Origin of the sequence: Pseudomonas sp. NPDC086581 (genome assembly GCF_044746165.1) — a bacterium.
Lineage (GTDB): Bacteria > Pseudomonadota > Gammaproteobacteria > Pseudomonadales > Pseudomonadaceae > Pseudomonas.
The window spans coordinates 168,481-193,715 of record NZ_JBIVBR010000003.1; the positions used below are offsets into that span (position 1 = coordinate 168,481).

The window sequence follows — 25,235 nt, forward strand, 5'->3', positions numbered from 1 at the left end:
TGCCTCCATCGATACCAAACGCGCCCTGGCGGGCGTGCCGTCAATTCATCGAGCGTCGTGCGCTCTTAGCTATGGGCGCGTCAAAGGAACGTCACCCCAAAATTCGTAAGCCTATAACTTGCCTAAGGAAAATCCCTTCAGCACTGCCTCTCAGAAGCAGCCGACGCGAAACTACCCGATGCTCAGCGAGCGCGCCACTCCGCCAGTCGCGACCGCAGGCGCGCGGCGCACTGGCTGTGCAGCTGGCTGACACGGGATTCGCTGACGCCCAGCACTTCGCCGATCTCCTTGAGGTTGAGCTCCTCGTCGTAGTACAGGGCCAGCACCAGTCGCTCGCGCTCGGGCAGCTTGGTGATGGCGTCGGCCAGGGCCGCCTGGAAACGCTCGTCTTCCAGCCCATGGGACGGCTCGTTGTCGTGGTGCGAGGCATCTTCGGCAAAGCCGCCGCCCTGGTCACCGTCCTGCAACATGTCATCGAAGCTGTACAGACGGCTGCCCTGGGTGTCGCTGAGGATGCCGTAATAATCTTCGAGGCTCATATTGAGTTCGGCAGCAACCTCCTGATCTTTAGCGTCTCGTCCGGTGCGCGCTTCGACAGCGCGGATCGCGTCGCTGACCATGCGGGTGTTGCGGTGGACCGAACGCGGGGCCCAGTCGCCCTTGCGCACCTCGTCGAGCATGGCGCCGCGGATGCGGATGCCGGCGTAGGTTTCGAAGCTCGCGCCCTTGCCCTGGTCGTATTTCTTCGCCGCCTCCAGCAGGCCGATCATGCCGGCCTGCATCAGGTCCTCCACCTGCACGCTGGCCGGCAGGCGGCCGAGCAGGTGGTAGGCAATGCGCTTCACCAGCGGGGCGTGTTTCTGGATCAGCAGTTCCTGGGAGTTGTGCGCCTGTGCCTTGCTGTACATACGCGCTCCGGAGGCCGCGGTCATACGGCCGAACCCGTGGGATGTTGCACCAGGCGCTCGACGAAGAACTCCAGGTGCCCTCTTGGGTTGGCCGGCAGCGGCCAGCTGTCGACCTTCTGCGCCACCGCACGGAAGGCCAGGGAAGCCTTGCTGCGCGGGAACGCCTCATACACCGAACGCTGCTTCTGCACGGCCTTGCGCACCGACTCGTCGTAGGGAATGGCGCCGACGTACTGCAGCGCCACGTCGAGGAAACGGTCGGTGACCTTGGTCAGCTTGGCGAACAGGTTGCGGCCTTCCTGGGGGCTGTGGGCCATGTTCGCCAGCACGCGGAAACGGGTCATGCCGTAGTCGCGGTTGAGCAGCTTGATCAAAGCGTAGGCATCGGTGATCGACGTGGGTTCATCACAAACGACCAGCAGCACTTCCTGGGCGGCACGGACGAAGCTCACCACCGAGTCGCCGATGCCGGCGGCGGTGTCCACCACCAGCACGTCGATGTTGTCGCTGATGTCGCTGAACGCCTGGATCAGACCGGCGTGCTGCATCGGCGTGAGGTGCACCATGCTCTGGGTGCCTGAGGCCGCCGGGACGATGCGAATGCCGCCAGGCCCCTGGAGAATCACGTCACGCAGGTCGCATTCACCTTCGATGACGTCGGCCAGTGTGCGCTTGGGCGACAGTCCCAGCAGCACGTCGACGTTGGCCAGGCCCAGGTCGGCGTCCAGCAGCATGACGCGGCGGCCGAGATCGGCCAGCGCCAGCGACAGGTTCACCGACACGTTGGTCTTGCCCACGCCACCCTTGCCGCCGGTGACTGCGATTACCTGAACGGGATGCATACCCATATCAATACCTTGTCTCGTCGTTCGACCGTCACGCTTCTGGCGTTTCGGCTAATCCGGCTGCAGTGCTCTACCGCCTCCGGCGCTCGCGGATCGTCTTGCAGAGCATCCGCATCGCTTGGGCGGCTCAACCGGCCACCCCACGCCCCACCCGGGGCTCACAATCTTCAGCTGGCGCGACGCACCGGCTGTTGGTAAAGGCCGGCGAACATGTCCGCCATGGCATCCTCGCAAGGCTCTTCGGGCGACTGCAGGCTCACTGCGCGGCTGACCAGCTGGTGCGCGCGTGCCACATGCAGGTCGTCCGGGATCTTCGGCCCGTCAGCCAGATAGGCTACCGGTAGATGCTGGCTGATAGCCAGAGCCAGAGCTTCGCCGAGGCTTCCCGCTTCGTCCAGCTTGGTCAGGATGCACCCGGCCAGCCCACAGGAACGATAGTTCTGCCAAGCGGATTTGAGCACCTGGCTCTGGCTGGTCGCGGCCAGCACGAGGTAGTTCTTCACGTTCAGGCTCAGCGACGACAGCGCTTCGAGCTGCATGCGCAGCGCCGGATCGTTGGCGGGCAGGCCTGCGGTATCGATCAGCACCAGGCGCTTGCGCGCCAGCGGCGCCATGGCCTGGATCAGGGACTGGCCCGGATCGACCAGGGTCACCGGCACGTTGAGGATGCGGCCCAGGGTCTTGATCTGTTCCTGCGCACCGATGCGGAAGCTGTCCATGGACACCAGGGCGATGCTCTGCGCGCCGTACTTCAATACGTAGCGGGCCGCCAGTTTGGCCAGGGTGGTGGTCTTGCCCATGCCGGCCGGACCGACCAGAGCGACTACGCCGCCCTGCTCCAGCAGGTCGATTTCCGGGGTATTGATCGAGCGCGCCAGGTGCGCCAGCAGCATGCGCCAGGCCTGCTTCGGGTCAGCGATGGACGCCACGCGCTCCAGCAGGTTGCGCGACAGGTCAGCCGGCAACCCCATGCGCTGCAGGCGACGCCACAGGCCGGCTTGTTTCGGACGTTGGTTCTGCAGCTGGTTCCAGGCGATGGAGCCCAACTGCACTTCGATCAGTTCACGCAGGCCGTTGAGCTCGAAGCGCATGGCTTCCAGCGCCTGCTGGCCGGCAGCGGCCGGCGCCGGGGCGACCGGTGCGTCCATGGCGGCGGCCAGAGTCTCGACGGCGCTGCGGCGCGGCTTCTCGGTGCCGTACATTTGACGGTCGCCGCGCACGCTATCGCTGGCGCGGCTCGGAGCCGACAGGTCAGCCTTGGCCTGGGCGATCTTCGCCTGGGTCTTGCGCAGCTCGGCTTCCAGCGCCGGGTTCGGCTTGCTGGCTGCCACCGGTGCCTGGTAATCCAGCGCCGCGGTCAGCTCTACGCCGCCGGCGACACGGCGATTGCCGATGATCGAAGCGTCCGGGCCCAGCTCGTCACGGACCAGTTTCATGGCCTGACGCATATCAGCGGCGAAGAAGCGTTTTACCTGCATGGTCTGGGACCTCGGTCAATTCTGCCCAACAGTGGCGACAATCGTGACTTGTTTGTTGTCGGGGATTTCCTGGTAAGCCAGCACATTCATGGTGGGAACCGCCATCCGGGCGAATCGCGACATCATCGCGCGGATGGGACCTGCCACCAGCAGAATCGCCGGCTTGCCGAGCATCTCCTGACGCTGCGCCGCTTCAACCATCGAGCGTTGCAGCTTTTCGGCCATTCCGGGCTCCAGCAACATGCCGTCTTCGGAGCCTTGTCCGGCCTTCTGAAGACTATTGAGCAATATCTGTTCCAACCTGGGTTCCAGAGTGATCACAGGCAGCTCCGGCTCTAGTCCCACAATGGTTTGCACGATTGCACGGGACAGTGCCACACGAACCGCCGCCACCATCGCGGCGGGATCTTGACTCTTCACCGCCACGTTGGCGATGGCCTCGGCGATGGTACGGATGTCACGTACCGGCACCTGTTCCTGCAACAGCGCCTGAAGGACCTTGAGCAGTGTCGACAGGGAAATCATCCCCGGCACCAACTCTTCGGCAAGCTTGGGCGAACTCTTGGCCAGCAGTTGCATCAGTTGCTGGACCTCCTCGTGACCCAGCAGCTCGTGGGCATGCTTGTGCAGCACCTGGTTCAGGTGAGTGGCGACCACGGTGCTCGCATCGACCACGGTGTAGCCCAGCGATTGCGCCTGATCACGCTGCGAGGCCTCGATCCACACGGCTTCCAGGCCGAAGGCCGGGTCCTTGCCGGCGATGCCGTTGAGGGTGCCGAACACCTGGCCAGGGTTGATCGCCAGGTCGCGGTCCGGGTAGATCTCGGCTTCCGCCACGCTGACGCCCATGAGCGTCAAACGATAGGCGTTGGGCAGCAGGTCGAGGTTGTCGCGGATATGCACCGAGGGCATCAGGAAGCCCAGGTCCTGGGACAGCTTCTTGCGCACACCCTTGATCCGCGCCAGCAGCTGGCCGCCCTGGTTGCGGTCCACCAGCGGAATCAGGCGGTAGCCCACTTCCAGGCCGACCATGTCCACCGGGGTCACGTCGTCCCAGCCCAGTTCCTTGGTCTGCTCGGCGCGCTGGGCGGGCAGCAGTTCCTGCTGGGTCTGGGCTTCCTGCTCGGCCTTCTGGCTGGCCTGGCGCTGGCGATGCCAGATCAGGTACGCGCCACCAGCGGCCAGAGCGCCCAGGCCGACGAAGGAGACGTGCGGCATGCCGGGGACCAGGCCCATGGCGATCAGGATGGCGGCAGAGATCGCCAACGCCTTGGGCGAGGCGAACATCTGACGGTTGACCTGCTGGCCCATGTCTTCGGAGCTGGAGACACGGGTCACCATGATCGCGGCGGCGGTGGACAGCAGCAGCGAAGGCAACTGCGCCACCAGGCCGTCACCGATGGTCAGCAGGGCGTAGACCTTGCCGGCGTCGCCGAAGCTCATCGAGTGCTGGATCATGCCGATGGCCACGCCACCGATGAGGTTGATGAAGAGGATCAGCAGGCCGGCAACGGCGTCCCCGCGGACGAACTTGCTGGCACCGTCCATCGAGCCGTAGAAGTCGGCTTCCTGGGCCACTTCGGCGCGGCGCTTCTTGGCTTCCGCCTGCTCGATCAGGCCGGCGTTGAGGTCGGCGTCGATGGCCATCTGCTTGCCGGGCATGGCGTCGAGGGTGAAGCGCGCGCTCACCTCGGAGATACGCCCGGCACCCTTGGTGACCACCACGAAGTTGATGATCATGAGGATCGCGAAGACCACGATACCGACGACGTAGTTGCCGCCGATCACCACCTCGCCGAAGGCCTGGATCACCTTACCCGCAGCCGCGTGGCCGTCGTGGCCGTGCAACAGCACGACGCGGGTGGACGCGACGTTCAGCGCCAGGCGCAGCAGGGTGGCGACCAGCAGGATGGTCGGGAACACGGCGAAGTCCAGTGGGCGCAGGGCGTACACGCTGACCAGCAGCACGACGATGGACAGGGCGATGTTGAAGGTAAACAGCACATCCAGCAGGAACGGCGGGATGGGCAGGGTCATCATCGCCAGCATGGCGAGCAACAGCAGCGGCACGCCGAGGTTGCCCCGGCTGAGCCCTACCAAATTGCTGCGAACAGTGCCGATCAGTTGCGTACGATCCACCCGAATTTCCCCTGCGCGTTGGTGACCGAGGCGGCCACCGGAACAAACTTTTGACGCCCAACCGGGCATCCGCACAGGGTTTTGCAGGAAGCGTTCCAACTTCTTCGAAACGGTCTCAGGAACTATCTTTCAGGAGCTTGAAGGTGCCGTTCTTGAAGCTGCCCGCCACCGCGCAGGTGGACTGGTTGGCGTCGCTTCGCGCCTCGAATCGGTAGTGGCCGGACATCACGCCGTACTCGGTGTCGTCCTCGCTGCGGACGATCTCCACGCGGTCGATCACCAGCTCGCCATGGCTGGCGCGCAAGGCATCCTCGGGCACCTCCTGGAACACCACTGCCGCGCCCTCGCCGAGCCTTGCCCGTCCCTCGCGCGCCGGGCCAATGGCGTAGCGCCCGGAGAGCTTCGAAGGGTCCCGGCGCAACTGGTCCCGCGCCGTGATCAGGTGGAACTGCGCGGTGAGCGTCGCCGAGTGGCCGCCCTCCCCCTGAACCGCCAGCGGCACGCCGACTACCAACTGGTTGTCGCCGCTGAGCTGGGCAACATAGAGCGAGCCCCACCAGCGATCCGTTACCTGCGCCTCGTGCTGGGTGCCGCAGACCTGCAGGCGGTACCGCGTCACCGGTGTATCGGGCGCGCAGGCGCCGCACAGACTGACGCCCACCGCCATCGCCAGCATCCTGAAGTGCCCCGCTTCGCTCATCGTCCTTCCCCGGTCAGCGCCTCGAAGGTTCGACCGGCCATCTCCGGGCAAAGGTTCCCCTGTCTTTAGGCCGATCACCAGCTCCCGGAGGCGCCGCCCCCGCCGCTGGAGCCACCGCCACCGGAGTAGCTGCTGCCGCTGGACGACGAACCACCGCCGCTGCTGGAGCCCCCGGAGCCGCCGGAACCCGAGCCGCCGGGGACGAAGGCGAACAGCAGCGGAAAGAACAGCATGGGGATCAGCGCGAGCGAATCGGGGAATGCCCAGGGCTGCTGCAGGACACCGGACACATGGATCACCGCGCCGGCGATGAGCAGCGCTACCGCCAGACGGATGGCGAATTCCACACGGCTGCGCCGCCAGGTCTTGTACGCGAGAACGAATGGCAGGCAGAGCAAGACCACGCCAATGCAGCCGCCAATGGGCAAGGCCAGGCCATAGAGCGCCACATCGCCGCCGTCGAAGTACTTGGCACAGACCATCAACGCCACCAGATAGCCGATGACGCCGCCGACTATCCCGGCCGACAGGCGCGAGCCTGCCGCCAGCGCACCGATGCCGGCGCCGAAGATCATGCTGAAGGGAATGGCCATGAGCAGCATCGGCAGGCTTCTCAGCCCCGCGCTGACGGCCATCAGCACGGTTGCCACGGCCAGCGTTGGCAGTACGACCTTCACACCCAGCCAGCGGCGACGTAGTACGACACCGGCCACACCACCGCCGACCAGTCCGACCAGCAGCAGCCAGCCCTCCCAGGTCAGACCGCCACTGTGGCGCTCGTCCGGCAGCGTCTCGCCGTCGATCAGTCGCTCCAGCACAGTCACCGCATTCTCGATGCCACCGGCGAAGTCGCCACTACGGAAAGCCGGAACCATCTCTTCCCGGATGATGCGCCCGGCGACTACGTCAGGAATCGCCCCTTCCAGGCCGTAACCGACCTCGATGCGCATGGTCCGGTCCTCCTTCGCCACCAGCACCAGCACACCGTCGTCCACGCCCTGCCGGCCCAGGCGCCATTGTTCGAAGACGCGGGTGGCGAACTGTTCGATGCTGTCCGCGCCGGTGCTGGGCAGCATCAGGATGGCGATCTGCGAGCCCTTGCGCTGCTGCAATGCCAGCAGCCGCTGCTTCATCGAGGCGATCCAGTCGCTGCCAAGGGTGGCGGTGAGGTCGGTGACCGGACTTTCAAGTTCCGGCACCGGGATGGATCGAGGCAGCTCGGCCTCGCTGTCGGCTTCGTCAGGCGCAGCAACCAGCCCGTCCTGTGCGGGACCGGCAACGTCGGTCGGAACCTCTGCCCGTACGCCAACCGTGCCGAGCAGGAGGAAGAGATACAAAGCGCAACGAATCCAGAGGGTCATGCCTTCTTTCCCTGAAGGTGTGGGCTTGGCAGCCCGGAGCGTCGAGGGATTATGCCGTCACCAGCTTCCCGACGCACCGCCGCCGCCACTGGAACCGCCACCGCCGGAGAATCCGCCCCCGCCCGAACTGCCGCCGGACGACCCGCTGGACGAACTGCCACCGGAGCCCGAGCTGCCGCCCGCGCCACCCTGCCCCGCCGCGAACACCACCAGCCCCGGCAGGCACATGAAGGGCAGCACCAGCAGCCAGTTCAGCGGAGCCGTCGGAGCACCGGCGAAGAAACCGATCAGCAGGTACAGGCCGAAGAATATCGCCAAGCGCCAGTAGAAGGCCTTGTGCCCGGCCGGCGCCTTGGCGGTCTTGCGCCCCTTGCGAGGTCCGCGCCAGACGTCGCGCATCATCGAGATCAGCAGCCACCAGAGGCCGATGACCATCAGCACCGCCAGCGGAGCAGCCAGCGCATAGACCCAGAGCAGGCCGCCGAAGCGCGGCGTCAGGAAACCGAGCAGGATGCAGTAGGCGATCAGCCCCAGCACGCTGTAGAACACCACCCGAGCCGTCCACAGCGCACCGAAGGTAGCGCCGCCGACCAGCAGGCAGATGGGCGTAACGGCCACTACTCCCAGCGCATCCTTGCCGCCTGCCAGCAGTGCCACCAGAACGACCACCACCGCGCAGAATGCCAGCGCGCCGCGCCAGCCCATCCGCCGTGCGGCAAGCAGCACACCGCCCACGCCGCCGGCCGCGAAGGACGCCAGCAGCAGCCAGGCCTCCAGCGGGAACGTCAAAGGTTCGGGAGCCGGGTCAGGCAGCGTCTCGCCATCGACCAGCAGGGTCAGTGCATCCACCGCCGACTCGATGCCGCCGGCATAGTCGTCATCGCGAAAGGCCGGCGCCATGCGCTCGCGGATGATGCGCCCGGCCAGCACGTCGGGAATCGCCCCCTCCAGGCCATAACCGACCTCGATGCGCATCTGGTGGTCGTCCTTCGCCACCACCACCAGCACACCGTCGTCAACGCCCTTGCGGCCGAGCTTCCAGAGGTTGAACAGCTTGTTGGAGAAGGCCTCGATGCCCATCTTGCCCACCGTCGACAGCATCACCACGGCGATCTGCGCACCACGCCGGTACTCCAGAGCCTTGAGCTTGTCGATCAGGTGCGCCTTGGCGGCTGGGTCGAGGGTGCCAGTGACGTCCACCACGCGCTCGTTCAGCGGCAGCAGCACGCCGTCATCAGGAGGTGCGTCGGCCCAGCTGGGCCGCACAAAGGCGAGGAGACAGAGGAAGAGCCAGAACGCAAAGCGCAGGCCGGCGAAGGAATCCCGAAGCATGAAACATTTCCTTGGCTGAACAGGCCGCCCGGAGCCTTCGACGCCGGGCGCGAACCGACCATCCTACTGCACGGGCGACATCTGCGGGTCACTCGTCGCGGCGCAAATCCGGCGGGATAGGCAGGTCCGGCATCGGTCCCGGGCGCTTGCCCTTGCCGGAGCGGTACTGCTTGAGCTGGTAGACGTAGGCCAGCACCTGGGCCACGGCGAGGTAGAGGCCGGCGGGAATCTCGTGGTCGAGTTCGGTGGAGTAGTAAACCGCCCGCGCCAGCGCCGGCGATTCGAGCACCGTGACCTTGTGCTCCTGGGCGATCTCGCGAATCTTCAGCGCCATGAAGTCGTTGCCCTTGGCCAGCAGCCTGGGCGCCCCGCCCTTCTCCGCGTCGTATTTCAGGGCCACGGCGAAGTGCGTCGGGTTGGTGATGATGACGTCGGCTTCGGGCACCGCCTGCATCATCCGCCGGTTGGCCATCTCGCGCTGCATCTGGCGGACCTTGGCCTTGACCTCCGGCTTGCCCTCGGAGTCCTTGTACTCGTCCTTGACCTCCTGCTTGGTCATCATCAGCTTCTTGCGGTTGTCCCAGAGCTGGAAGGGCACGTCCGCGGCGGCGATGAAGATGATGCTGCAGGCCAGCCAGAAGGCGCTCCAGCCGACAATCCGGGCGCTGTGCACCATGGCCTGTTCCAGCGGCTCGTGGGAGATGGCCAGCAGGTCGTCCTGGTCGGACTTGAGCACCAGGATCGCCACGATCAGCACCAGCACGAACTTGGCCAGGGCCTTGAGCAACTCAGTCAGCGAGCGCAGCGAGAACATGCGCTTGAGCCCGGCCAGCGGGTTCATCCGGCTGAACTTGGGCGCCAGCGCCTCGGCAGAGAACAGCCAGCCGCCCAGCGCGACCGGACCGACCAGCGCCGCGATCAGCAGCACCGCGAGGATCGGCCAGATCGCATCGGCGCCGATCTTGCCGCCGGCGATCAGCAGGTTGAGCATGCTCTCGCTGTTCATCACCGTGGCGCGGTCCAGTTCGAAACTGCCGCGCATCAGGCGCATCAGCGCATCGGCCAGGCTGGCGCCGAACATCAGCAAGGCCCCGGCGCCGGCCAGGAGCACGGCCAGGGTATTCAGCTCCTTGGACCGAGGGAGCTGGCCCTTCTCGCGCGCCTCCCGGCGCCGTTTCTCGGTAGGTTCCTCTGTCTTGTCTTCGCTACTGTCGTTTTCGGCCATCAGCGGCCCCCCACGAGTTCGCGAAGCAGGCGCAGGCCCTCACTGGCCAGCGCCTGGTACTGGGTGAGAATCTCGGCACTGCCAATCCAGACAATGACGAAGCCCATGATCAGGGTGAGCGGGAAACCGATCGAGAAGATGTTCAGCTGCGGCGCTGCGCGGGTCATCGCGCCGAACGCCAGGTTGACCACCAGCAGCGCGGTAATCGCCGGCAAGGCGATCATCAGGCCGGCGCCCAGGACCCAGCCGAGCTTGCCCGCCACCGTGATGAAGTGGTTGCTCGACAACCCCTCGCCCACCGGCAGCGTGGTGAAGCTTTCCGCCAGTACCTCGAAGACCACCAGGTGGCCATTCATGGAGAGGAACAGCAGGGTCACCAGCATGGTGAAGAACTGCCCCAGCACCGGTACCGAGATGCCGTTGGTGGGATCGACCATGGACGCGAAACCCAGGCCCATCTGCATGGAGATGATCTGCCCGGAAATGACGAAGGCGTGGAACATCAGTTGCAGGACGAAACCGAGCATGGCGCCGACGAGGATTTCCTGGGCGATGTAGACCATGGCCTTGAGGCTCAGCGCATCCACCTGCGGCATCGGCGGCAGGTTGGGCACCAGCGCCACGGCAATCGCCACGGACAGGTACAGGCGCACGCGGGTCGGCACCAGCTGGGTGCCGATGATCGGCATCACCATCAGCATGGCGGCGATGCGGAACAGCGGGAACAGGAAGGCTCCGATCCAGCCGCCGATCTGCGCGTTGCTGAGCTCGAGCATCAACCGATCAGCGTCGGGATGCTGGTGATCAGTGACTGGGTGTACTCCATCAGCTGCCGCAGCAGCCAGGGGCCCAGCACGATGAGGGTGAGCAGCACCACCAGCAGACGCGGCAGGAAGCTCAGGGTCTGCTCGTTGATCTGCGTGGCGGCCTGGAACATCGCCACGATCAGGCCCACCAGCAGGCTGGGCAGCACCAGGATGCCGACCATCACAGCGGTCAGCCAGAGCGCTTCACGGAACAGGTCGACGGCGACTTCGGGGGTCATGGCTGCTCCTGTCGTTCAGCAGAGGGGTTCATCGCTAGACCGTCCCGAAACTGCCGGCGAGCGTGCCGATGATCAATGCCCAGCCGTCCACCAGGACGAACAGCATGATCTTGAATGGCAGCGAGATGATCAGCGGCGAGAGCATCATCATGCCCATCGCCATCAGGACACTGGACACCACCAGGTCGATGATCAGGAACGGGATGAAGATCATGAAACCGATCTGGAACGCAGTCTTCAACTCCGAAGTGACGAACGCCGGCACCAGGATAGTCAGGGGCGTGGCGTCGGCGCTGGCGATGTCGGTGCGCTTGGACAGCCGCACGAACAGTTCCAGGTCCGATTGCCGGGTCTGCGCCAGCATGAAGGCCTTGAGCGGCACCTCGGCGCGGGTGATCGCCTCCTGCGCGGGAATCTGCTCGCTCAGGTAAGGCTGCAGCGCGGTCGTGTTGATCTTGTCGAACACCGGCGCCATGACGAACAGAGTGAGGAACATCGCCAGGCCGATCAGCACCTGGTTCGACGGCGTGCTCTGCAGGCCGAGCGCCTGGCGCAGGATGGAGAAGACGATGATGATCCGGGTGAAGCTGGTCATCAGCATGACGAACGCCGGGATGAAGCTCAGCGCGGTCATGATCAGCAGGATCTGCAGGCTGACTGAGTATTCCTGCTGCCCCTGCGGGTTGGTGGTCACGGTGATCGCCGTCAGCTGCGTCGGATCGGCGGCGAAGGCCTGCGGCGCCATCAGCGCCAGCAGGCCCAGGAGCAGCGGCGCGACTGCCTTGAGCGCACCGATCAGAACGGAGAGGTTCGGCGAACGGGTCACTGCGGGCGGCCCTTGTCCTTGTTCAGCAATTCCAGCAGGCGCTGGGCGAATTCCGGCTGCGCCGGTTCCGATTCGGCGGCATGCACCGGCTGGCGCAAGACGTGCAGCGGGGTGATGCGACCGGGCGTCAGGCCCAGCAACACCTGTTCCTCACCCACCTGCACCAGCACCAGCCGATCACGCGGGCCGAGGGACTGGCTGGATATCAGGCGGATCGCCTGGTTGCCGCGCGGCACGACCTGCTGCACGCGACGCACCAGCCAGGCCAGCAGGAAGATCAGGCCGACCACCAGGACCAGGCCCAGCAGCAACTGCATCAGCTGCGCGCCGGCGCTGCCGGTGATGATGCTCGGCGTGGAGCTGGCGTGGACGATGGCCGGATTGGATGCCGGCACCGATGCCTCCTCGCCCAGGGCGAAGAGGGACAGCCCCAGCAGCGGCAGGGCGCCCACGCTGGAGAGCAGACGGGGACTCGCGAGCAGGCGGCCCATGTCAGCGCAGCTTCTTGATGCGTTCGCTGGGGCTGATCACGTCGGTGAGGCGGATGCCGAACTTCTCGTTCACCACCACCACTTCGCCGTGGGCGATCAGGGTGCCGTTGACCAGCACGTCCAGCGGCTCGCCGGCCAGGCGATCGAGTTCGATCACCGAGCCCTGGTTGAGCTGCAGCAGGTTGCGGATATTGATGTCGGTATGCCCGACCTCCATGGAAATGGTCACAGGAATATCCAGGATCACATCCAGGTTGGGGCCTTCCAGCCCGGCGATCATCGGCGTCTTGGGCGCCATGCCAAACTCTTCCATCGGTGCGCGCGGTGCGGCGGGCACGGCCGGAGCCGCAGCGCTGGCCATCATCGCGTCGATGTCGTCCTGGTTGGCATCACCGGATTCGGAGAGGGCCGCGGCCCACTCGTCTGCCAGCGCCTGTTCTTCGGGGGTCACGTTTTCTTCATCAGACATGGTGGGTCCTCGTGGGATCCGCTCAGCGCAAGCGCTCGAGGGGATCGAGAATCTGCAAGGCCAGGTTGCCCTTGTGCGAACCCAGCTTGACCTTGAAGGAAGGCACGCCGTTGGCGCGCATGATCATGTATTCGGGCAGCTCCACCGGGATCACGTCGCCCGGCTGCATGTGCAGGATGTCGCGCAGCTTGAGCTGGCGGCGCACGACGGTGGCCCCTACCGGCACGCTGACGTCGAGGATGTCTTCGCGCAGGGCATTGACCCAGCGCTCGTCCTGATCGTCCACGTCGGACTGGAAGCCGGCATCGAGCATCTCGCGGATCGGCTCGATCATCGAGTACGGCAGGGTGATGTGCAGATCGCCGCCGCCGCCATCCAGTTCGATGTGGAAGGTGGAAACCACCACCACTTCGCTGGGGCTGACGATGTTGGCCATCGCCGGGTTCACCTCGGAGTTCACGTACTCGAAGTTGATCGGCATCACCGCATGCCAGGCCTCGGCGAGATCAACGAACGCCTGTTCGATGACCATGCGCACCACCCGCAGCTCGGTGGGAGTGAACTCGCGGCCCTCGATCTTGGCGTGACGACCGTCACCGCCGAAGAAGTTGTCCACCAGCTTGAACACCAGCTTGGCGTCGAGGATGAACAGCGCGGTGCCGCGCAGCGGCTTCATCTTCACCAGGTTGAGGCTGGTGGGCACGTACAGCGAGTGCACGTACTCACCGAACTTCATCACCTGCACGCCGCCCACGGCGACATCCGCCGAGCGGCGCAGCAGGTTGAACATGCTGATGCGGGTGTAGCGGGCGAACCGCTCGTTGATCATCTCCAGGGTCGGCATGCGGCCCCGGACGATGCGGTCCTGGCTGGTCAGGTCGTAGGACTTGATCGCCCCCGGCTCGACGTCGGACTCGGTTTCCACCAGGCCGTCGTCGACGCCGTGCAACAGCGCGTCGATCTCGTCCTGGGAAAGTAGATCCTGCATGGCCATGGCGGGTACCTACTGCAATACGAAATTGGTGAAAAGCACTTGCTCCACGGTCAACTGACCGGTCGCCTTCTTCGCCAGTTCCTGAAGACTGGACGTGGCCTGCTGGCGGAGCATCTCCTTGCCGACCGGCGTCACCAGATTGTCGAAATTCTGGCTGGAGAACAGCATCACCAGTTGGTTGCGCACCAGCGGCATCTGCTCGCGCAGGGCATCCATCTGCGCCTGGTCGCGGCCCATCAGGGCAACGGCAACCTGAAGGTAGCGCTGGCGGCCGTTCTGGTTGAAGTTGACCACGAAGGACGGCGCGAGGATCTCGTAGATCGCCTGCTTCTTCGTCGGTTCGGCGTGTTCCGCGGCCTTGGCTTCGGCTTCGTCGGGCTTGGCGCTCTTGTGCAGGAAGAACCAGGTACCGCCCACCGACGCACCCACCGCCAGCAGGAAAGCCAGCACGATGATGATGATGAGCTTCAGCTTGCCCTTGCCGGGCGCCTGGCCATCGGGGAGAGAAGGCGTCTGTTCTTTCTTGGCCATGCCAATAATCCGTCACTTTTGCGGCGCGAAGCGCTGATACCAGGGTAACAGCAAGGGCTGTGCCAGTTTGCAGGAGGCCTACTGGCAACGCCGCGGATATTACAGGCTAGACGGAGGATGTCACGGGGAGGAGTAAGAATTTTCCTCTGAGCCGGACAGGTCGCGAACAGGGGTAGGACCTGGCGCTCGGGCTACGCCCTCTCCCTCCGCCCTGGCTGGGGAGAGGGCGCTATCAAGCAGCCCCCCAAAGCCAGGTCAGGCGTAGTAATCCACCAACCCCCTGCCCTGCGCCGCCGTCTGCGGGCGGATCTCGGACACGCCACTGATCATTGGCTCGTCGTCACCGCTGCCGCTACCCGCCACGCTCCGCGAGCTGCCACGGCCGTCGCCCTGCTGCTGTTGCTGCCAGCCGCGGGCTGACTGGTCGGAAACGTTCACATCCAGTTGCATGCCCTGCTGGTTGAACATCTCGCGCAGACGGTGCTGCTGGCTGTCCAGCGCTTCGCGGACGTTGGCGTTGGCGCTGACGAAGTTCACCTGGGTCTGGTCGCCGGTCATGTGGATGCGCACTTCCAGGCGACCGAGGTTGGCCGGGTCCATCTGGATCTCGGCCGACTTGAGGTTCTGCGAGGACATCCACATCACCCGGTCCACCACCTGGTCGGTCCAGCCGTTCTGTTGCACGGACACGGCCTGCCCCGGCACCAGCGGGTTCACCGGGCGACTGGTCATCGCCTGCGGCGTATTCAGCGCCTGCGTCAGCGACTCCAGGCGCGCGGCGAAGGCCTCGTTGCGCGGCATCTCCGGTTTGGCGTCGGTCTGCACGTCCGCCAGTTGCCGGGTAAGGTCGGCGCCATCTTTCAATGCGCCTTCAGCGAGCTTGGTTTCAGTGCCCTTGGTAGTCGAGTCCGAGGTCAGCGCAGCAAGAGCGGCCGACAGATCGTTCTTGCCGCTGGCATCCGGCGACTTGTCCCCCGCCTTGGCGGCGAGGTGACCGTTGAGCTGGGTCTGCTGCACCTGCTGCGCCTGGTCGTCAGCGCCGACGGCCAAAGTCAGGTCCACCCCCGGAATCTCGTTGAGCTTCTGCAGGTCGCCATCGCTGCTGGCATCGGTGAGCTGGCTGGCTCCAGTGCTGACCACCAGCGGAGGCGCCTCGGGCTCCGGCAGTTGGCCGGTCATACCTAACATCAGCAGCGGGTCGAGGGTCGCATCGGACTTGGCGTCACCGTCCGCCACCTTCTCGTCCGCCTTGCTGGCGCCATCGGCCGGCAACGCCTTGCCGTCCTCGGCAACCTTTGGTTGGTCGGCGGCAGCCGGCGCGGTGGAATCCTTGCTTGCCGTGTCCTTGTCGGCAGCGTCCCGCGGCTTGTCGGTCTTCGCCTTTGCCGGCTTGTCGGCCCGCTCGCTGGCGGCTGGCCGCTGCTCCTTGGCATAGACGTCGGCAAAGCTGGAACCCTTGTCGTTGCTGCTGTTCGACGAATTCTGGGCAGACTTGGAGAGCGCCGCCTTGGGCCTGATGTCAGGCGTCGAGCTCAATAAAATATCCGGGGCGACAGCCATCGGAGTGCTCCGTTCAGGTGAATATCCAAGACGGAGATAGCAAGGCGCGGGCCAACTCGGAAAAGGTCAGGAGCAACCGGGCAACAGCAGGGTGCGGACGATGCCGAATTCGTGCTCGACCTTGACGATGAGGCCTTGCGCGCAGGCCAGGTCGTTCTGCCGCGCAGCCTCTTCAAGACGCTTGCACAGGCTGCTCAGAACCGAGGCGCCCATGTTGCCGCAACTGCCCTTGAAGCTGTGCGCGGCGTGGCGCAGGGCCGGCGCATCACAAGCGGCGGCTGCCTCGCGGATGCTGCGCAGGCGCTCCTCGGAGTCGCTGAGGAAGGTTTCCACCAGGAGCGGGTACTCGTCTTCCATGATCGACAGCAAATTGCTCAGCACGGCGCCATCGAGATGCGGCTCGGACATTGGGCACTCCCTGAAGGACGGCTCGCCACCCTGCAGGGAGACAAGAAGGCCCCGATTATGCCTGAGCCGACCAGAAGAACTCCACGGAGACCGCCTTGCCGTCTCCCGACCACTGACAGCGGTCAGACAACTGCCGAACCAGCGTCAGGCCACGCCCACAGAGGCTACCGGCGCCCCTCTGCGATGCCAACACCGCGCCTACGTCGAAACCGTCGCCGCTGTCTTCCACCCGCACCAACAGCCGGCCGCCATCGCCGTGGGGAGCGAGATCGAGATGGAAGCGCACGAAGCCGTCGCGCAGCGCGACCAGGCGCTTGCTGCGCTCCTGGTAATAGCGGGAGAAGCCGGCGGCGTCGCACTTGAGCGAGGAGTCCAGGCCCATCACACCGTGCTCCAGGGCATTGGAGTACAGCTCGGCGAGCACGGTGTAGAGCGCACCACCGCGCGGGCGCAGGTCTTGCACCTCCATCAGCAACTGCAGCAGGAAAGGCAGCGGGTTGAAGTTACGCAGGGTCGGCGCGCGGAACTCGAAGCTGGCGGACCAGTCCAGCGGGCTGCTCAGGCCGGTGTCGGAGAACGCCAGCGGCGGGCGCTGCAGTGAGCCCTCGGGGACCAGCGCGATCTCCAGCATGCTGACGTCGTCCTGCGCCTCGCCGCGAAATCGCGCCACCGCCGCCTGGATGCCGTCGAACAGGCGCGACGGCGCGAGGCCCTCGCCGAACACCTGGTGCAGGCGTTCCTCGCCGAAGGCTTCGCCCGTGGCATTGCGCGCCTCCAGCACGCCATCGGAGAAGAGGAACACACGGTCGCCCTCCTCCATCGCGTAGACCTCGAAATGGTCGCTGAAGGCAGAGGGATCGAGAATGCCCAGCGGCAGATGCCGCGATATCAGCGGCTGCAGTTCGCCGCTGTCGTGGCGATGCAGATAGCCGTTGGGCAGGCCGCCGTTCCACACCTCCACAAGGCCGCGCTGGAAGCTCAGGTTGAGCACAGCGGCGCAGCAGAACACGCCCACCGGGAGAATGCGTTTGAGCTTGGCGTTCATCTCGCGAAGGATGTCCGCCATGGGGTAACCCTTGGCGGTCATGCCGTAGAACACCTCGGCCAGCGGCATGGCGCCGATGGCCGCCGGCAAGCCATGGCCGGTGAAATCGCCGAGCAGCACGTGCATGCCACCGGAGGGCTTGAACGCCGCCAGCAGCAGGTCGCCGTTGAACAGCGCGAAGGGTGATTGCAGGTAGCGGATGTTCGCCGCGTTCAGGCAACCCGAGTGCGCCACCTTGTCGAACACCGCCTTGGCAACCCGCTGCTCGTTGAGCAGGTGCTCGTTGTGCCGGGCGATCAGGTCACGCTGCTCCAGCACCATCCGCTGCAGGTGATGCAGGCGCCCCATGGCGCGGATTTTGGCTTCGAGGATGACGCGGTTGTAGGGCTTGGAGAGGAAGTCGTCGCCGCCCGCCTCCAGGCTCTGCACCAGCGCCTCGGGCTCGCTCAGCGACGTGAGGAAGATGATCGGCACCAGTTCCTCGCCAGCCTGCCGGCGAATCCGCCGCGCCGCCTCGAAGCCGTCCATCACCGGCATCAGCGCATCCATCAGCACCAGTTGCGGGCGCTCCTGGGCGAACAGCGCGAGCGCCTCCAGCCCGTTGGCGGCCGTAATCACGCGATGCCCCTGGCGGCTGACGATGGTCGACAGCAACAGGCGATCGGCGGCGTTGTCGTCGGCGATCAGGACGGTGAGGAGTTCGGACATGGCCGTTGCCACAGCAGGGCGCGCCGCGTCAGCTGATCTTGAACAACTGCTCGAAGTTGGAGATGGACAGTACCTTGCGCACGTCCGGGTTGCAGTGCGCCAGGCTGATCTGCGAGCTCTCGCCGCCGGCGTGGTCGCGAAGTAAAAGGAGCATGCCCAGCGCCGAGCTGTCGAGGTAGGTAGCGCCCTTCAGATCCACCACGTAGCGCTTGGGTGTGATCTCGACGCGCTCGTAGGCATTGCGGAATTCCTGGTGAGCGCCGAAATCGAAACGTCCCTGGACCACGATGGTGAGCTCCTGCCCGTCAGCGGAGGGAACGGAAGTGATGGCCATGGGATTCTCCTTATCGATCAATGGTCGCGCCCGAGCTTGAAGATGTAGCAGCTAGCGATGACAGCGGCAACCTCTGCGAACGATGGGAAACCGCCCCGCCAGACCGGTCGAACGGTACCCGACAGGTCGATTAATGGACCGCCGGTCGCCACAGGCACGGCGAATGCCTTTACCCTTTTACGGGTGCGACTCAGGCGAGGGCCCGCAAGAGGCCTTGGAAGGGTCGCACGCGCAAGAAGGGGGTAGCAGCATGTACAAGACCATTCTCATCGCGGCCTGTGTGTTGTGCGCGGCGCCGTATGCAGGTGCCCAGGTGATGCAGCGTGAGCTGGGTGATTTCGAACTCAAGTTCGCCAACTCGCCAACGCGCAGCATGGCCCAGGGGCTGGTCCAGCCGGGTCAGGCCAACAGCGCCCAGGGCGGCCTCGACATCACCCACGACAGCGGCTGGTACGTCGGCAGCTGGACGTCGAACATTGAGCAGGAAAAGCCCCTGGAGATCGACAGCTACGCAGGCTTCAAGCACCCGCTGGGCGACGGCAAGCTGGGCTACGAAGTGGGTACCCTGCGCTACACCCGGCCGGAACAACCCGACTACGACAGCCAGGCCCTGTACGGCGGCCTCTCGGTATTCGGCAGCCGTCTCGGCGCGGCCTACAGCGCCCAGGCCGGGCGCAGCACCACCACGCTGTTCACCGACCTGGGCGTGCAGCCTGACCTCGGCTTCGACGTGACCTTCAAGTATTCCACCTACAACCTCGCCTCCCCCGTGAGCCTGAACAGCGGTGGCAGCGTCAGCGAATTCGGCGACTGGTCGGTGAATTTCAGCCGCCCCTGGAACGGCATCGACCTGAACTTCTCGTACAGCGGCAGCAGCCTGACCGGCGGCGACTGCAGCGCCTACTCCGGACACAACGCCTATTGCGACTCGGCGTTCATGTTCAAGGCCTCGCGGCCGTTCTTCTGATTTCAGATTTTGCGCGGACGCCCCAGCCCGAGGCGGCGGAGAGCAATCTCGCTCCTACACACAGGCGCCGCCATGCTTTTGTGCAATACGTGATGGGCAACGCCGGGCGCCCCTGAAATAGTCAATTTCATTCAAGATGGCGGGGGTCCGAGGGGCTACTCTGCCTATCACCTCTCCGCGCCCGCAGGCCTGACCCAATGCTGCACCGAGTGAACTGCACCGCCGCCGCCCTGCCCGGCCTGCGCATCGTCGATATACTCACGCAGCGCAGCTTCCCGCGTCACGCCCACGACGAGTACGGCATCGGCGTGATGCTTGAGGGCGGCCACCGTTCCTGGAGCGGACGCGGCCAAGTCGAAGCCGGGCCGTGCGACATCATCACCGTGAGCCCCAATGAACTGCACGACGGCATTCCCCTGCGCGGTGCGCCACGGCGCTGGTGGATGCTCTACGTCGAGCCGACCCTGCTGGCGGACCTGGCCGGCGGGGAAATGGCCCGGCGCGAATTCACCCTCCCCGCCCTTGCCGACCCGCAACTCGCCCGGCGCATTGCACACCTGCTGCAGCACCTGCCGGGCGTTGATGCGGACGACGCCCGCGAAGGTGTACTCGACCTGTTCGGCGAGCTGCTCGACCAGCGCCTCAAAACGAGCGTGGCGCCCCTCCCTTCCCGCAGCGTGGCGCGCATGCTCGAACGCATTCACGACGACCCACGCAACGCTCCCGCGCTGGCGGAGCTGGCCGGCATTGCCGGGCTGACGCCCTATGCGGCACTGCGCCGCTTCCGCCGCGAACTGGGCACCACGCCCCACGCCTACCTCCTGCAGTACCGCGTGCGACAGGCCCACAAGGCCATCGGCGAGGGGCGCACGCTGGCCGACGCCGCCATGCTTGCCGGTTTCGCCGACCAGCCGCACATGACCCGCGCCTTCGCCCGCCAGCTCGGGCTGACGCCGGGGCAATGGCGCTCATCGCTCAGGTAGCCGCCAGCGCCCTGAATACGCCGGCCTCACTTCTTCCACACAGGAAACCCACGGGAATGAACGCAGAATTCCTGCTGACGGCGTTCGTCGTCGTTTTGCTACCCGGCACCGGCGTGCTCTACACCCTGGCCGTCGGCCTAGGCCTTGGCGCCCGCGCAGCCAGCTTCGCGGCGCTGGGCTGCACGCTGGGCATGGTCCCGCAATTACTGCTCGCCACTTTCGGCCTGTCGCTGATCCTGCAGGCCAGCGCGGCCAGCTTCCAGATCATCCGGCTGCTGGGTACGGCGTACCTGCTGTTCATCGCCTGGCAGGTGTTTCGCGGCAGCGGCGTCCTGGCGCTGGACTCGGCCAGCCCGCGCAGCACCCGGCAACTGGTGGGCACCGGGCTCTGGCTGAACCTGCTCAACCCCAAGCTCGGGCTGTTCTTCCTGGCCTTCCTGCCACAGTTTGTGCCGGCCGGCAGCGAGGACGCCCGGGGACTATTCCTGATTCTGGGCCTGGTGTTCGCGCTGATGACCTTCTTCGTGTTCATCGGCTACGGGCTGCTGGCCTCCTGGGTGCGCGACTACGTAATCGGTCGCCCAGTGGTGATGAGCCTGATCCGCTGGAGCTTCACCCTCGCCTTCGTCGCACTGGCGCTTCGGCTGGCTATCGAGACGCTGCAGCCCTGATCACCCACGCTAGCCGATCAGCCCTGCGCCCATGTTGATCGCCAAACCCAGGATTGCAGTGTTGAACAGGAAGCCGATCACCGAGTGCGCCAGTACCACCTTGCGCATCGGACGCGAGGCAACCTCCACGTCGGAGGTCTGCACCGCCACGCTGAGGGTGAACGAGAAGTAGAGGAAGTCCCAGTAGTCCGGGTTTTTCTCGCCCTCGGGAAAGCGCAGCACCGGCTCCGTCGCGTCGGCCGAATAGAACTGGCGGGCGTAGTGCATGGTGAAGATGGTGCCGATGAGAAACCAGGAGCCCAGCACCGTGCTGGCGGTGACGGCGTAGCGAACGACCCGCTCACTGCCGTTGGCGTGCCCGGCTGTGGCCAGTTCGACGATGATGGCGCCGAGGCTGGCGACAGCGGCAACGGTAACCAGGACCAGCACGGCCTCGGCGTTCTCGTCCTCGATCTCGGCCAGCCGGCGCACGTCCGCTGGTGCCGCGCGCAGGGCCAGCCAGCCGATCAGCAGCACGTAGAGCCAGGCCATGCAGTTCCAGCCCAGCAGCACACGAGGCATCGGCGCCAGCGGGTAGCTTGCCAGCGCCACCAGGGCGCCGACGATCACCGAAGCGACCAGTCGCGGATGGGTGCGCAGCAGCGCGCGGTTCAGGCGCAACATGCGCTGCGGTCCAGTTCGGCAGCGGCCAGGTGCGCCACGGCCAGGTCGCTGTCGGCGGCCATGCCGTCATCAAGGAACCAGGCGGCGGAGAGTCCGGCAAAAGCCAGCACCCACTCCAGCAGGCGACGCCGGTCGACGCGCGCGTGCTCGACGATCACATCCAGCTGACGCAGGAAACGCGTGCGCTCGCGGGAGGTCGGCAGGTCCGGGTTGCACAGCAGATTGGCGTAGTCGAACAGGCGCTCGCCATGCAGACGCTTGGGATCGATGGCCCGCCAGCCGCGTTCGCCGAAATCGAGGATGTTGTCGTGGTGAATATCGCCATGCAGCACGCACTGGTCATGCTCGCTGGCCAACAGGGCCTCGGCGGTCTCCAGGCAGCGCGGAAACAGCTCGCCATAGCGCACGGCGGCAGGCGCGAGATCGCGGAACCACTCGCGCAGGCCGATTACCTCCGGCAGGGGCTTTTCCCGAGGCTGATGCAGCTTGCGCACCACATCGCAGACGATGCGGCTGGCCTCGTCGTCCTCGCCGTTCAGCGCCATGTGCATCAGCGACTGCGAGCCCTCGGCGCGCTCCATGAGGATAGTGTCGCCGTCGTAGGCGTAGACCAGCGCCGCGCCGTCGCCGTCCCACCAGTCGAGCACCTTCGAGCCCAGGCGTTCGTCGACGTCCAGGGCGCGCTTGAGCATAGCCGCCCGGCCTTGCCAGCGAACCGGCAGCAGGTGGCTGCTCGGCGTGATGATCGGCTCGCCCTCGGCGCGGAGGCGCCACAGGGAGAAGACGTGCTGGAAATCCACAGGCACAGGAGCGGGAAGCGGCATGGAAAGGTTCCGGTCGTGATCTGACAGGAGCCTAGCACGGCCGCAGGCCGGGTCAGTCGGCGGAAGGCTTCAGGCGCTGGGCGAATTCGTCGAGCTGTTTCTGCTCGTACTTGTCGGCGGCCAGGCGCGCTTCCTCGCGGTAGCGCTCCACCAGCTTGCGCAAGCCTTCGAGGCGCGCGTACTTCTCCTGCCAGATCACCCGCGCCTTGCCCATGTTGGCCTCGTGGAAAGCCACCGAGCGATTCTGCTGCTCGACGGCGCCTTCGAGCTGGGACAGGAAGCGCTGGTAGTTGATCAGCCACTGGCCGCTGACGCCCTGCTGGCCGTTGGTGATCCATTGCTGCTGGTAGTCGTAGCGGTAGCGCTCGAGCTCGGCGAGCTTGCGCTGCGCCTGCTGCAACTGGCCCTGCATCTGGCCGAGCTGGCGCGCGGCCTCGCGCTCGGCCTTGAGCGCCATGTCCACCACCGGCGCGAGGCGTTCGGCGCGGCGGTTCATGGGTAAGCCCTCTGCCGTGCGCCCCTCTTCCCAACCCTCTCCCTAAAGGGAGAGGGAGCGAAAAGCTCGGCGCAGGAGATCATGCTCATCAGCCAGCCTTGCCGCTGACGACCGCATCCAGCAGCAGGCGGCTGTCGTCAAGGTTCTGGCTCTCGTCGAGGGCCTGACGGAGGAACTGGCGCATGATCGGGAAGCGCTGGATAGCCAGGTCGGTCTCCGGATCGCCGCCGGCCACATAGGCCCCGACGCTGATCAGGTCGCGGCTCTGCTGGTAGCGCGACCACAGTTGTTTGAAGCGCTGCGCATCGCGCATGTGTTCAGGCGTGGTGACCTGCGGCATCACCCGGCTGATGGAAGCCTCGATGTCGATGGCCGGGTAATGGCCTTCCTCGGCCAGCCGGCGCGACAGCACGAAGTGACCATCGAGTACGCCCCGCGCGGCATCGGCGATCGGGTCCTGCTGGTCGTCGCCTTCGCTGAGCACGGTGTAGAAAGCGGTGATCGAACCGCCGCCCTTCTCGCCATTGCCGGCACGCTCGACCAGGCGCGGCAGCTTGGCGAACACTGACGGCGGATAACCCTTGGTCGCCGGCGGCTCGCCGATGGCCAGCGCGATCTCCCGCTGGGCCTGGGCGTAACGGGTCAGGGAATCCATCAGCAACAGGACGTTCTTGCCCTTGTCGCGGAAGTACTCGGCAATCCGGGTGCAGTACTGCGCGGCGCGCAGGCGCATCAGTGGCGCGTCGTCCGCCGGGGAGGCGACCACCACGGAACGCTTGAGGCCCTCCTCGCCAAGGATGTGCTCGATGAATTCCTTCACCTCACGACCCCGCTCGCCGATCAGCCCGACCACGATGATGTCGGCCTTGGTGAAGCGGGTCATCATGCCCAGCAGCACGGACTTACCCACGCCGGTACCGGCGAACAGGCCCAGACGCTGGCCACGGCCGACGGTGAGCAGGGAGTTGATCGAGCGGATGCCGACGTCCATCGGCTCGTGGATCGGGTCGCGCGCCAGCGGGTTGATGATCGGGCCATCCATCGGCACCCAATCCTCGGCGCGCATGCCACCCTTGCCGTCCAACGCACGGCCGACGCCGTCGAGCACGCGGCCGAGCATGGACATGCCCATGGGCAGCCGACCGGAGTCCGGCAGCGGCACCACGCGGGCACCAGGGGCGATGCCGACGAGGCTGCCCACCGGCATGAGGTAGATCTTGCTGCCGGCAAAGCCCATGACTTCGGCTTCCACCTGCACCGGGTGATAGCCGCCGTCGTTGATCACCTGGCAGCGGCTGCCGACGGCGGCCTGCAGGCCCTCGGCCTCCAGCGTCAGGCCTACCATGCGCAGCAGGCGGCCCTCCACCACAGGCTGGGTCGGCAGGCTCACGGCGTCGCTGTAGCCCTGCAGACGACGGGCGAAGCTGACGCGATCAAGACGCATCGGCGCCGCCCTGATCGGCTTCGAGGTTCACGTGCAGGTCTGGCTCCAGGGCGTGGGTCGCCTGGTCGCGCTGCTGCTCGAAGAGCTGCTTCACGGCCTGGGCCAGGCGCGTTTCGACAGTGGCGTCGATGCGCGAATGTTCGGTCTCGATGCGGCAGCCGCCGGGCAGCAGGCCGTCGTCCTCGATGATCTTCCAGCTTTCCTCGTGGCGATCGCGCAAGGCCTTCACCAGTTCGAAGTCCTGCGGATTGACCTGGATGCGGATGTTGCTGGCGCCCATCGGCAGCAGCTTGAGCGCCTCGCGCAGCACCAGGCGAATCTGGCTGGAATCGGTGGCCAGCTCGCGCTGCACCACCTGGCGCACCACGTGGGTCACCAGGTTGAGCATGCCCTGCTCGAGCATCTGGTCCTGTTCGGCGATGGGGTCGAGCAAATGCGACATCAAGGTTTCGAGATTCTGCAGGCGCGGTTGCAGCGCCGCGTCGGCTTCCTGGCGCGCCTTGATCTGGCCGGCGTGGAAGCCGTCCTTCTCGCCAGTGGAAAAGCCCTCGTTGTAAGCCTCCTGACGGATCGCCTCGAGCTCGTCGAGCGTCAGCGGCTTGACCTCCTCCTCCGGCACTTCCTCGATCTGCGGCTGTTCCGCGATCTCCGGTTCGGGTTCGGGCTCGGGTTCGGGGGCCGGCCGCGCCGGATCGAAGCTGGGCAGCGCCCAGCGGTCGAAGCCCGCCACGTCGCGCGCGCGGATCAGCTCGCTGAGTTTGTCTTCGTCTTTGGCCGGCGGTACCACG

At 65.8% G+C, this 25,235-nt stretch carries 27 protein-coding genes; 3 read left to right on the forward strand and 24 right to left on the reverse strand.

The window, feature by feature from the left end; all coding sequences use genetic code 11:
* Positions 1-182: 182 nt before the first annotated feature.
* The 19 genes from fliA to ACIPK7_RS08410 form a co-directional block, all read right to left on the reverse strand.
* The gene (gene fliA / locus ACIPK7_RS08320; RefSeq protein ID WP_045212057.1) at positions 183-932 is read right to left on the reverse strand and encodes an RNA polymerase sigma factor FliA; all 750 of its coding nucleotides are present in this window, start codon (positions 930-932) and stop codon (positions 183-185) included.
* Positions 929-1,756 (reverse strand): flagellar synthesis regulator FleN, encoded by an 828-nt coding sequence (fleN, locus tag ACIPK7_RS08325; RefSeq protein WP_017520297.1) that lies wholly within the window; start codon positions 1,754-1,756, stop codon positions 929-931. Before fleN ends, fliA begins: the two co-directional genes overlap by 4 nt.
* A gap of 164 nt (positions 1,757-1,920) precedes the next feature.
* Positions 1,921-3,231 carry a flagellar biosynthesis protein FlhF gene (flhF, locus tag ACIPK7_RS08330; RefSeq protein WP_401087097.1) on the reverse strand — a complete coding sequence of 437 codons (1,311 nt, stop codon included), beginning with the start codon at positions 3,229-3,231 and terminating at the stop codon, positions 1,921-1,923.
* Between the two features lie 15 nt (positions 3,232-3,246).
* Positions 3,247-5,370, reverse strand: coding sequence for a flagellar biosynthesis protein FlhA (gene flhA / locus ACIPK7_RS08335; protein WP_192431957.1), 2,124 nt, complete (start codon positions 5,368-5,370; stop codon positions 3,247-3,249).
* Between the two features lie 115 nt (positions 5,371-5,485).
* Positions 5,486-6,070, reverse strand: coding sequence for a hypothetical protein (locus tag ACIPK7_RS08340; protein WP_192431956.1), 585 nt, complete (start codon positions 6,068-6,070; stop codon positions 5,486-5,488).
* Positions 6,071-6,144: 74 nt separating this feature from the next.
* A complete protein-coding gene (locus ACIPK7_RS08345) occupies positions 6,145-7,431 on the reverse strand; it encodes a YgcG family protein (RefSeq protein WP_192431955.1) in 1,287 nt (428 codons plus the stop codon).
* Between the two features lie 57 nt (positions 7,432-7,488).
* Positions 7,489-8,763: a TPM domain-containing protein gene (locus ACIPK7_RS08350; RefSeq protein ID WP_401087100.1), complete on the reverse strand. Its 1,275-nt coding sequence runs from the start codon at positions 8,761-8,763 to the stop codon at positions 7,489-7,491.
* An 88-nt stretch (positions 8,764-8,851) separates the two neighbouring features.
* Positions 8,852-9,988 carry a flagellar biosynthesis protein FlhB gene (gene flhB, locus ACIPK7_RS08355; RefSeq protein ID WP_401087102.1) on the reverse strand — a complete coding sequence of 379 codons (1,137 nt, stop codon included), beginning with the start codon at positions 9,986-9,988 and terminating at the stop codon, positions 8,852-8,854.
* Entirely contained in the window at positions 9,988-10,764 is a 777-nt protein-coding gene (fliR, locus tag ACIPK7_RS08360) for a flagellar biosynthetic protein FliR (protein WP_401087104.1), read from the reverse strand. The genes flhB and fliR overlap by 1 nt, the downstream gene beginning before the upstream one ends.
* Complete coding sequence (gene fliQ, locus ACIPK7_RS08365) at positions 10,764-11,033, reverse strand: flagellar biosynthesis protein FliQ (RefSeq protein WP_045212070.1); 270 nt, start codon at positions 11,031-11,033, stop codon at positions 10,764-10,766. Before fliQ ends, fliR begins: the two co-directional genes overlap by 1 nt.
* A gap of 34 nt (positions 11,034-11,067) precedes the next feature.
* Positions 11,068-11,778, reverse strand: coding sequence for a flagellar type III secretion system pore protein FliP (gene fliP, locus ACIPK7_RS08370; RefSeq protein WP_156160422.1), 711 nt, complete (start codon positions 11,776-11,778; stop codon positions 11,068-11,070).
* 77 nt (positions 11,779-11,855) lie between these two features.
* Positions 11,856-12,350, reverse strand: coding sequence for a flagellar biosynthetic protein FliO (gene fliO, locus ACIPK7_RS08375; RefSeq protein WP_192431951.1), 495 nt, complete (start codon positions 12,348-12,350; stop codon positions 11,856-11,858).
* Position 12,351: 1 nt separating this feature from the next.
* Positions 12,352-12,819: a flagellar motor switch protein FliN gene (fliN, locus tag ACIPK7_RS08380; protein ID WP_192431950.1), complete on the reverse strand. Its 468-nt coding sequence runs from the start codon at positions 12,817-12,819 to the stop codon at positions 12,352-12,354.
* Positions 12,820-12,841: 22 nt separating this feature from the next.
* Complete coding sequence (fliM, locus tag ACIPK7_RS08385; RefSeq protein WP_192431949.1) at positions 12,842-13,813, reverse strand: flagellar motor switch protein FliM; 972 nt, start codon at positions 13,811-13,813, stop codon at positions 12,842-12,844.
* Between the two features lie 9 nt (positions 13,814-13,822).
* Positions 13,823-14,344: a flagellar basal body-associated protein FliL gene (gene fliL, locus ACIPK7_RS08390; RefSeq protein ID WP_138520532.1), complete on the reverse strand. Its 522-nt coding sequence runs from the start codon at positions 14,342-14,344 to the stop codon at positions 13,823-13,825.
* Between the two features lie 255 nt (positions 14,345-14,599).
* Positions 14,600-15,904 (reverse strand): flagellar hook-length control protein FliK, encoded by a 1,305-nt coding sequence (locus tag ACIPK7_RS08395; protein ID WP_401087107.1) that lies wholly within the window; start codon positions 15,902-15,904, stop codon positions 14,600-14,602.
* Positions 15,905-15,970: 66 nt separating this feature from the next.
* Positions 15,971-16,312, reverse strand: coding sequence for an Hpt domain-containing protein (locus tag ACIPK7_RS08400; protein WP_192431947.1), 342 nt, complete (start codon positions 16,310-16,312; stop codon positions 15,971-15,973).
* Positions 16,313-16,367: 55 nt separating this feature from the next.
* The gene (locus ACIPK7_RS08405) at positions 16,368-18,065 is read right to left on the reverse strand and encodes a SpoIIE family protein phosphatase (RefSeq protein ID WP_401087110.1); all 1,698 of its coding nucleotides are present in this window, start codon (positions 18,063-18,065) and stop codon (positions 16,368-16,370) included.
* 28 nt (positions 18,066-18,093) lie between these two features.
* Positions 18,094-18,399, reverse strand: a complete 306-nt coding sequence (locus ACIPK7_RS08410; protein ID WP_192431945.1) for an STAS domain-containing protein — start codon at positions 18,397-18,399, stop codon at positions 18,094-18,096.
* Positions 18,400-18,649: 250 nt separating this feature from the next.
* Here ACIPK7_RS08410 and ACIPK7_RS08415 point away from each other — a divergent pair, with 250 nt between their 5' ends.
* From ACIPK7_RS08415 to ACIPK7_RS08425, 3 genes are all read left to right on the forward strand, one after another.
* Positions 18,650-19,366 (forward strand): TorF family putative porin, encoded by a 717-nt coding sequence (locus ACIPK7_RS08415; RefSeq protein WP_192431944.1) that lies wholly within the window; start codon positions 18,650-18,652, stop codon positions 19,364-19,366.
* Between the two features lie 197 nt (positions 19,367-19,563).
* Complete coding sequence (locus ACIPK7_RS08420) at positions 19,564-20,349, forward strand: AraC family transcriptional regulator (RefSeq protein ID WP_401087112.1); 786 nt, start codon at positions 19,564-19,566, stop codon at positions 20,347-20,349.
* A 56-nt stretch (positions 20,350-20,405) separates the two neighbouring features.
* Positions 20,406-21,020: a LysE family translocator gene (locus ACIPK7_RS08425; protein ID WP_192431942.1), complete on the forward strand. Its 615-nt coding sequence runs from the start codon at positions 20,406-20,408 to the stop codon at positions 21,018-21,020.
* A gap of 9 nt (positions 21,021-21,029) precedes the next feature.
* On the opposite strand, the gene ACIPK7_RS08430 is transcribed toward ACIPK7_RS08425, so the two are convergent.
* The 5 genes from ACIPK7_RS08430 to fliH form a co-directional block, all read right to left on the reverse strand.
* Positions 21,030-21,683, reverse strand: coding sequence for a DUF1345 domain-containing protein (locus tag ACIPK7_RS08430; protein WP_192431941.1), 654 nt, complete (start codon positions 21,681-21,683; stop codon positions 21,030-21,032).
* Positions 21,671-22,507 (reverse strand): aminoglycoside phosphotransferase family protein, encoded by an 837-nt coding sequence (locus ACIPK7_RS08435; RefSeq protein ID WP_401087115.1) that lies wholly within the window; start codon positions 22,505-22,507, stop codon positions 21,671-21,673. The genes ACIPK7_RS08430 and ACIPK7_RS08435 overlap by 13 nt, the downstream gene beginning before the upstream one ends.
* A 52-nt stretch (positions 22,508-22,559) precedes the next feature.
* On the reverse strand, positions 22,560-23,003 hold the full coding sequence (gene fliJ, locus ACIPK7_RS08440; RefSeq protein WP_192431939.1) for a flagellar export protein FliJ: 444 nt from the start codon (positions 23,001-23,003) through the stop codon (positions 22,560-22,562).
* Positions 23,004-23,091: 88 nt separating this feature from the next.
* Positions 23,092-24,447 (reverse strand): flagellar protein export ATPase FliI, encoded by a 1,356-nt coding sequence (gene fliI / locus ACIPK7_RS08445; RefSeq protein ID WP_081519278.1) that lies wholly within the window; start codon positions 24,445-24,447, stop codon positions 23,092-23,094.
* Positions 24,437-25,234: a flagellar assembly protein FliH gene (gene fliH / locus ACIPK7_RS08450; RefSeq protein WP_401087118.1), complete on the reverse strand. Its 798-nt coding sequence runs from the start codon at positions 25,232-25,234 to the stop codon at positions 24,437-24,439. The genes fliI and fliH overlap by 11 nt, the downstream gene beginning before the upstream one ends.
* Position 25,235 lies beyond the last annotated feature (1 nt).

Excerpts from the sequence above, each read along its gene's own strand:
- fliA (WP_045212057.1), bottom strand. The coding sequence starts at position 932 with ATGACCGCGGCCTCCGGAGCGCGTATGTACAGCAAGGCACAGGCGCAC.
- fleN (WP_017520297.1), bottom strand. The coding sequence starts at position 1,756 with ATGGGTATGCATCCCGTTCAGGTAATCGCAGTCACCGGCGGCAAGGGT.
- flhF (WP_401087097.1), bottom strand. The coding sequence starts at position 3,231 with ATGCAGGTAAAACGCTTCTTCGCCGCTGATATGCGTCAGGCCATGAAA.
- ACIPK7_RS08340 (WP_192431956.1), bottom strand. The coding sequence starts at position 6,070 with ATGAGCGAAGCGGGGCACTTCAGGATGCTGGCGATGGCGGTGGGCGTC.
- ACIPK7_RS08345 (WP_192431955.1), bottom strand. The coding sequence starts at position 7,431 with ATGACCCTCTGGATTCGTTGCGCTTTGTATCTCTTCCTCCTGCTCGGC.
- ACIPK7_RS08350 (WP_401087100.1), bottom strand. The coding sequence starts at position 8,763 with ATGCTTCGGGATTCCTTCGCCGGCCTGCGCTTTGCGTTCTGGCTCTTC.
- flhB (WP_401087102.1), bottom strand. The coding sequence starts at position 9,988 with ATGGCCGAAAACGACAGTAGCGAAGACAAGACAGAGGAACCTACCGAG.
- fliR (WP_401087104.1), bottom strand. The coding sequence starts at position 10,764 with ATGCTCGAGCTCAGCAACGCGCAGATCGGCGGCTGGATCGGAGCCTTC.
- fliQ (WP_045212070.1), bottom strand. The coding sequence starts at position 11,033 with ATGACCCCCGAAGTCGCCGTCGACCTGTTCCGTGAAGCGCTCTGGCTG.
- fliP (WP_156160422.1), bottom strand. The coding sequence starts at position 11,778 with ATGGCGCCGCAGGCCTTCGCCGCCGATCCGACGCAGCTGACGGCGATC.
- fliO (WP_192431951.1), bottom strand. The coding sequence starts at position 12,350 with ATGGGCCGCCTGCTCGCGAGTCCCCGTCTGCTCTCCAGCGTGGGCGCC.
- fliN (WP_192431950.1), bottom strand. The coding sequence starts at position 12,819 with ATGTCTGATGAAGAAAACGTGACCCCCGAAGAACAGGCGCTGGCAGAC.
- fliM (WP_192431949.1), bottom strand. The coding sequence starts at position 13,813 with ATGGCCATGCAGGATCTACTTTCCCAGGACGAGATCGACGCGCTGTTG.
- fliL (WP_138520532.1), bottom strand. The coding sequence starts at position 14,344 with ATGGCCAAGAAAGAACAGACGCCTTCTCTCCCCGATGGCCAGGCGCCC.
- ACIPK7_RS08395 (WP_401087107.1), bottom strand. The coding sequence starts at position 15,904 with ATGGCTGTCGCCCCGGATATTTTATTGAGCTCGACGCCTGACATCAGG.
- ACIPK7_RS08400 (WP_192431947.1), bottom strand. The coding sequence starts at position 16,312 with ATGTCCGAGCCGCATCTCGATGGCGCCGTGCTGAGCAATTTGCTGTCG.
- ACIPK7_RS08405 (WP_401087110.1), bottom strand. The coding sequence starts at position 18,065 with ATGTCCGAACTCCTCACCGTCCTGATCGCCGACGACAACGCCGCCGAT.
- ACIPK7_RS08410 (WP_192431945.1), bottom strand. The coding sequence starts at position 18,399 with ATGGCCATCACTTCCGTTCCCTCCGCTGACGGGCAGGAGCTCACCATC.
- ACIPK7_RS08415 (WP_192431944.1), top strand. The coding sequence starts at position 18,650 with ATGTACAAGACCATTCTCATCGCGGCCTGTGTGTTGTGCGCGGCGCCG.
- ACIPK7_RS08420 (WP_401087112.1), top strand. The coding sequence starts at position 19,564 with ATGCTGCACCGAGTGAACTGCACCGCCGCCGCCCTGCCCGGCCTGCGC.
- ACIPK7_RS08425 (WP_192431942.1), top strand. The coding sequence starts at position 20,406 with ATGAACGCAGAATTCCTGCTGACGGCGTTCGTCGTCGTTTTGCTACCC.
- ACIPK7_RS08430 (WP_192431941.1), bottom strand. The coding sequence starts at position 21,683 with ATGTTGCGCCTGAACCGCGCGCTGCTGCGCACCCATCCGCGACTGGTC.
- ACIPK7_RS08435 (WP_401087115.1), bottom strand. The coding sequence starts at position 22,507 with ATGCCGCTTCCCGCTCCTGTGCCTGTGGATTTCCAGCACGTCTTCTCC.
- fliJ (WP_192431939.1), bottom strand. The coding sequence starts at position 23,003 with ATGAACCGCCGCGCCGAACGCCTCGCGCCGGTGGTGGACATGGCGCTC.
- fliI (WP_081519278.1), bottom strand. The coding sequence starts at position 24,447 with ATGCGTCTTGATCGCGTCAGCTTCGCCCGTCGTCTGCAGGGCTACAGC.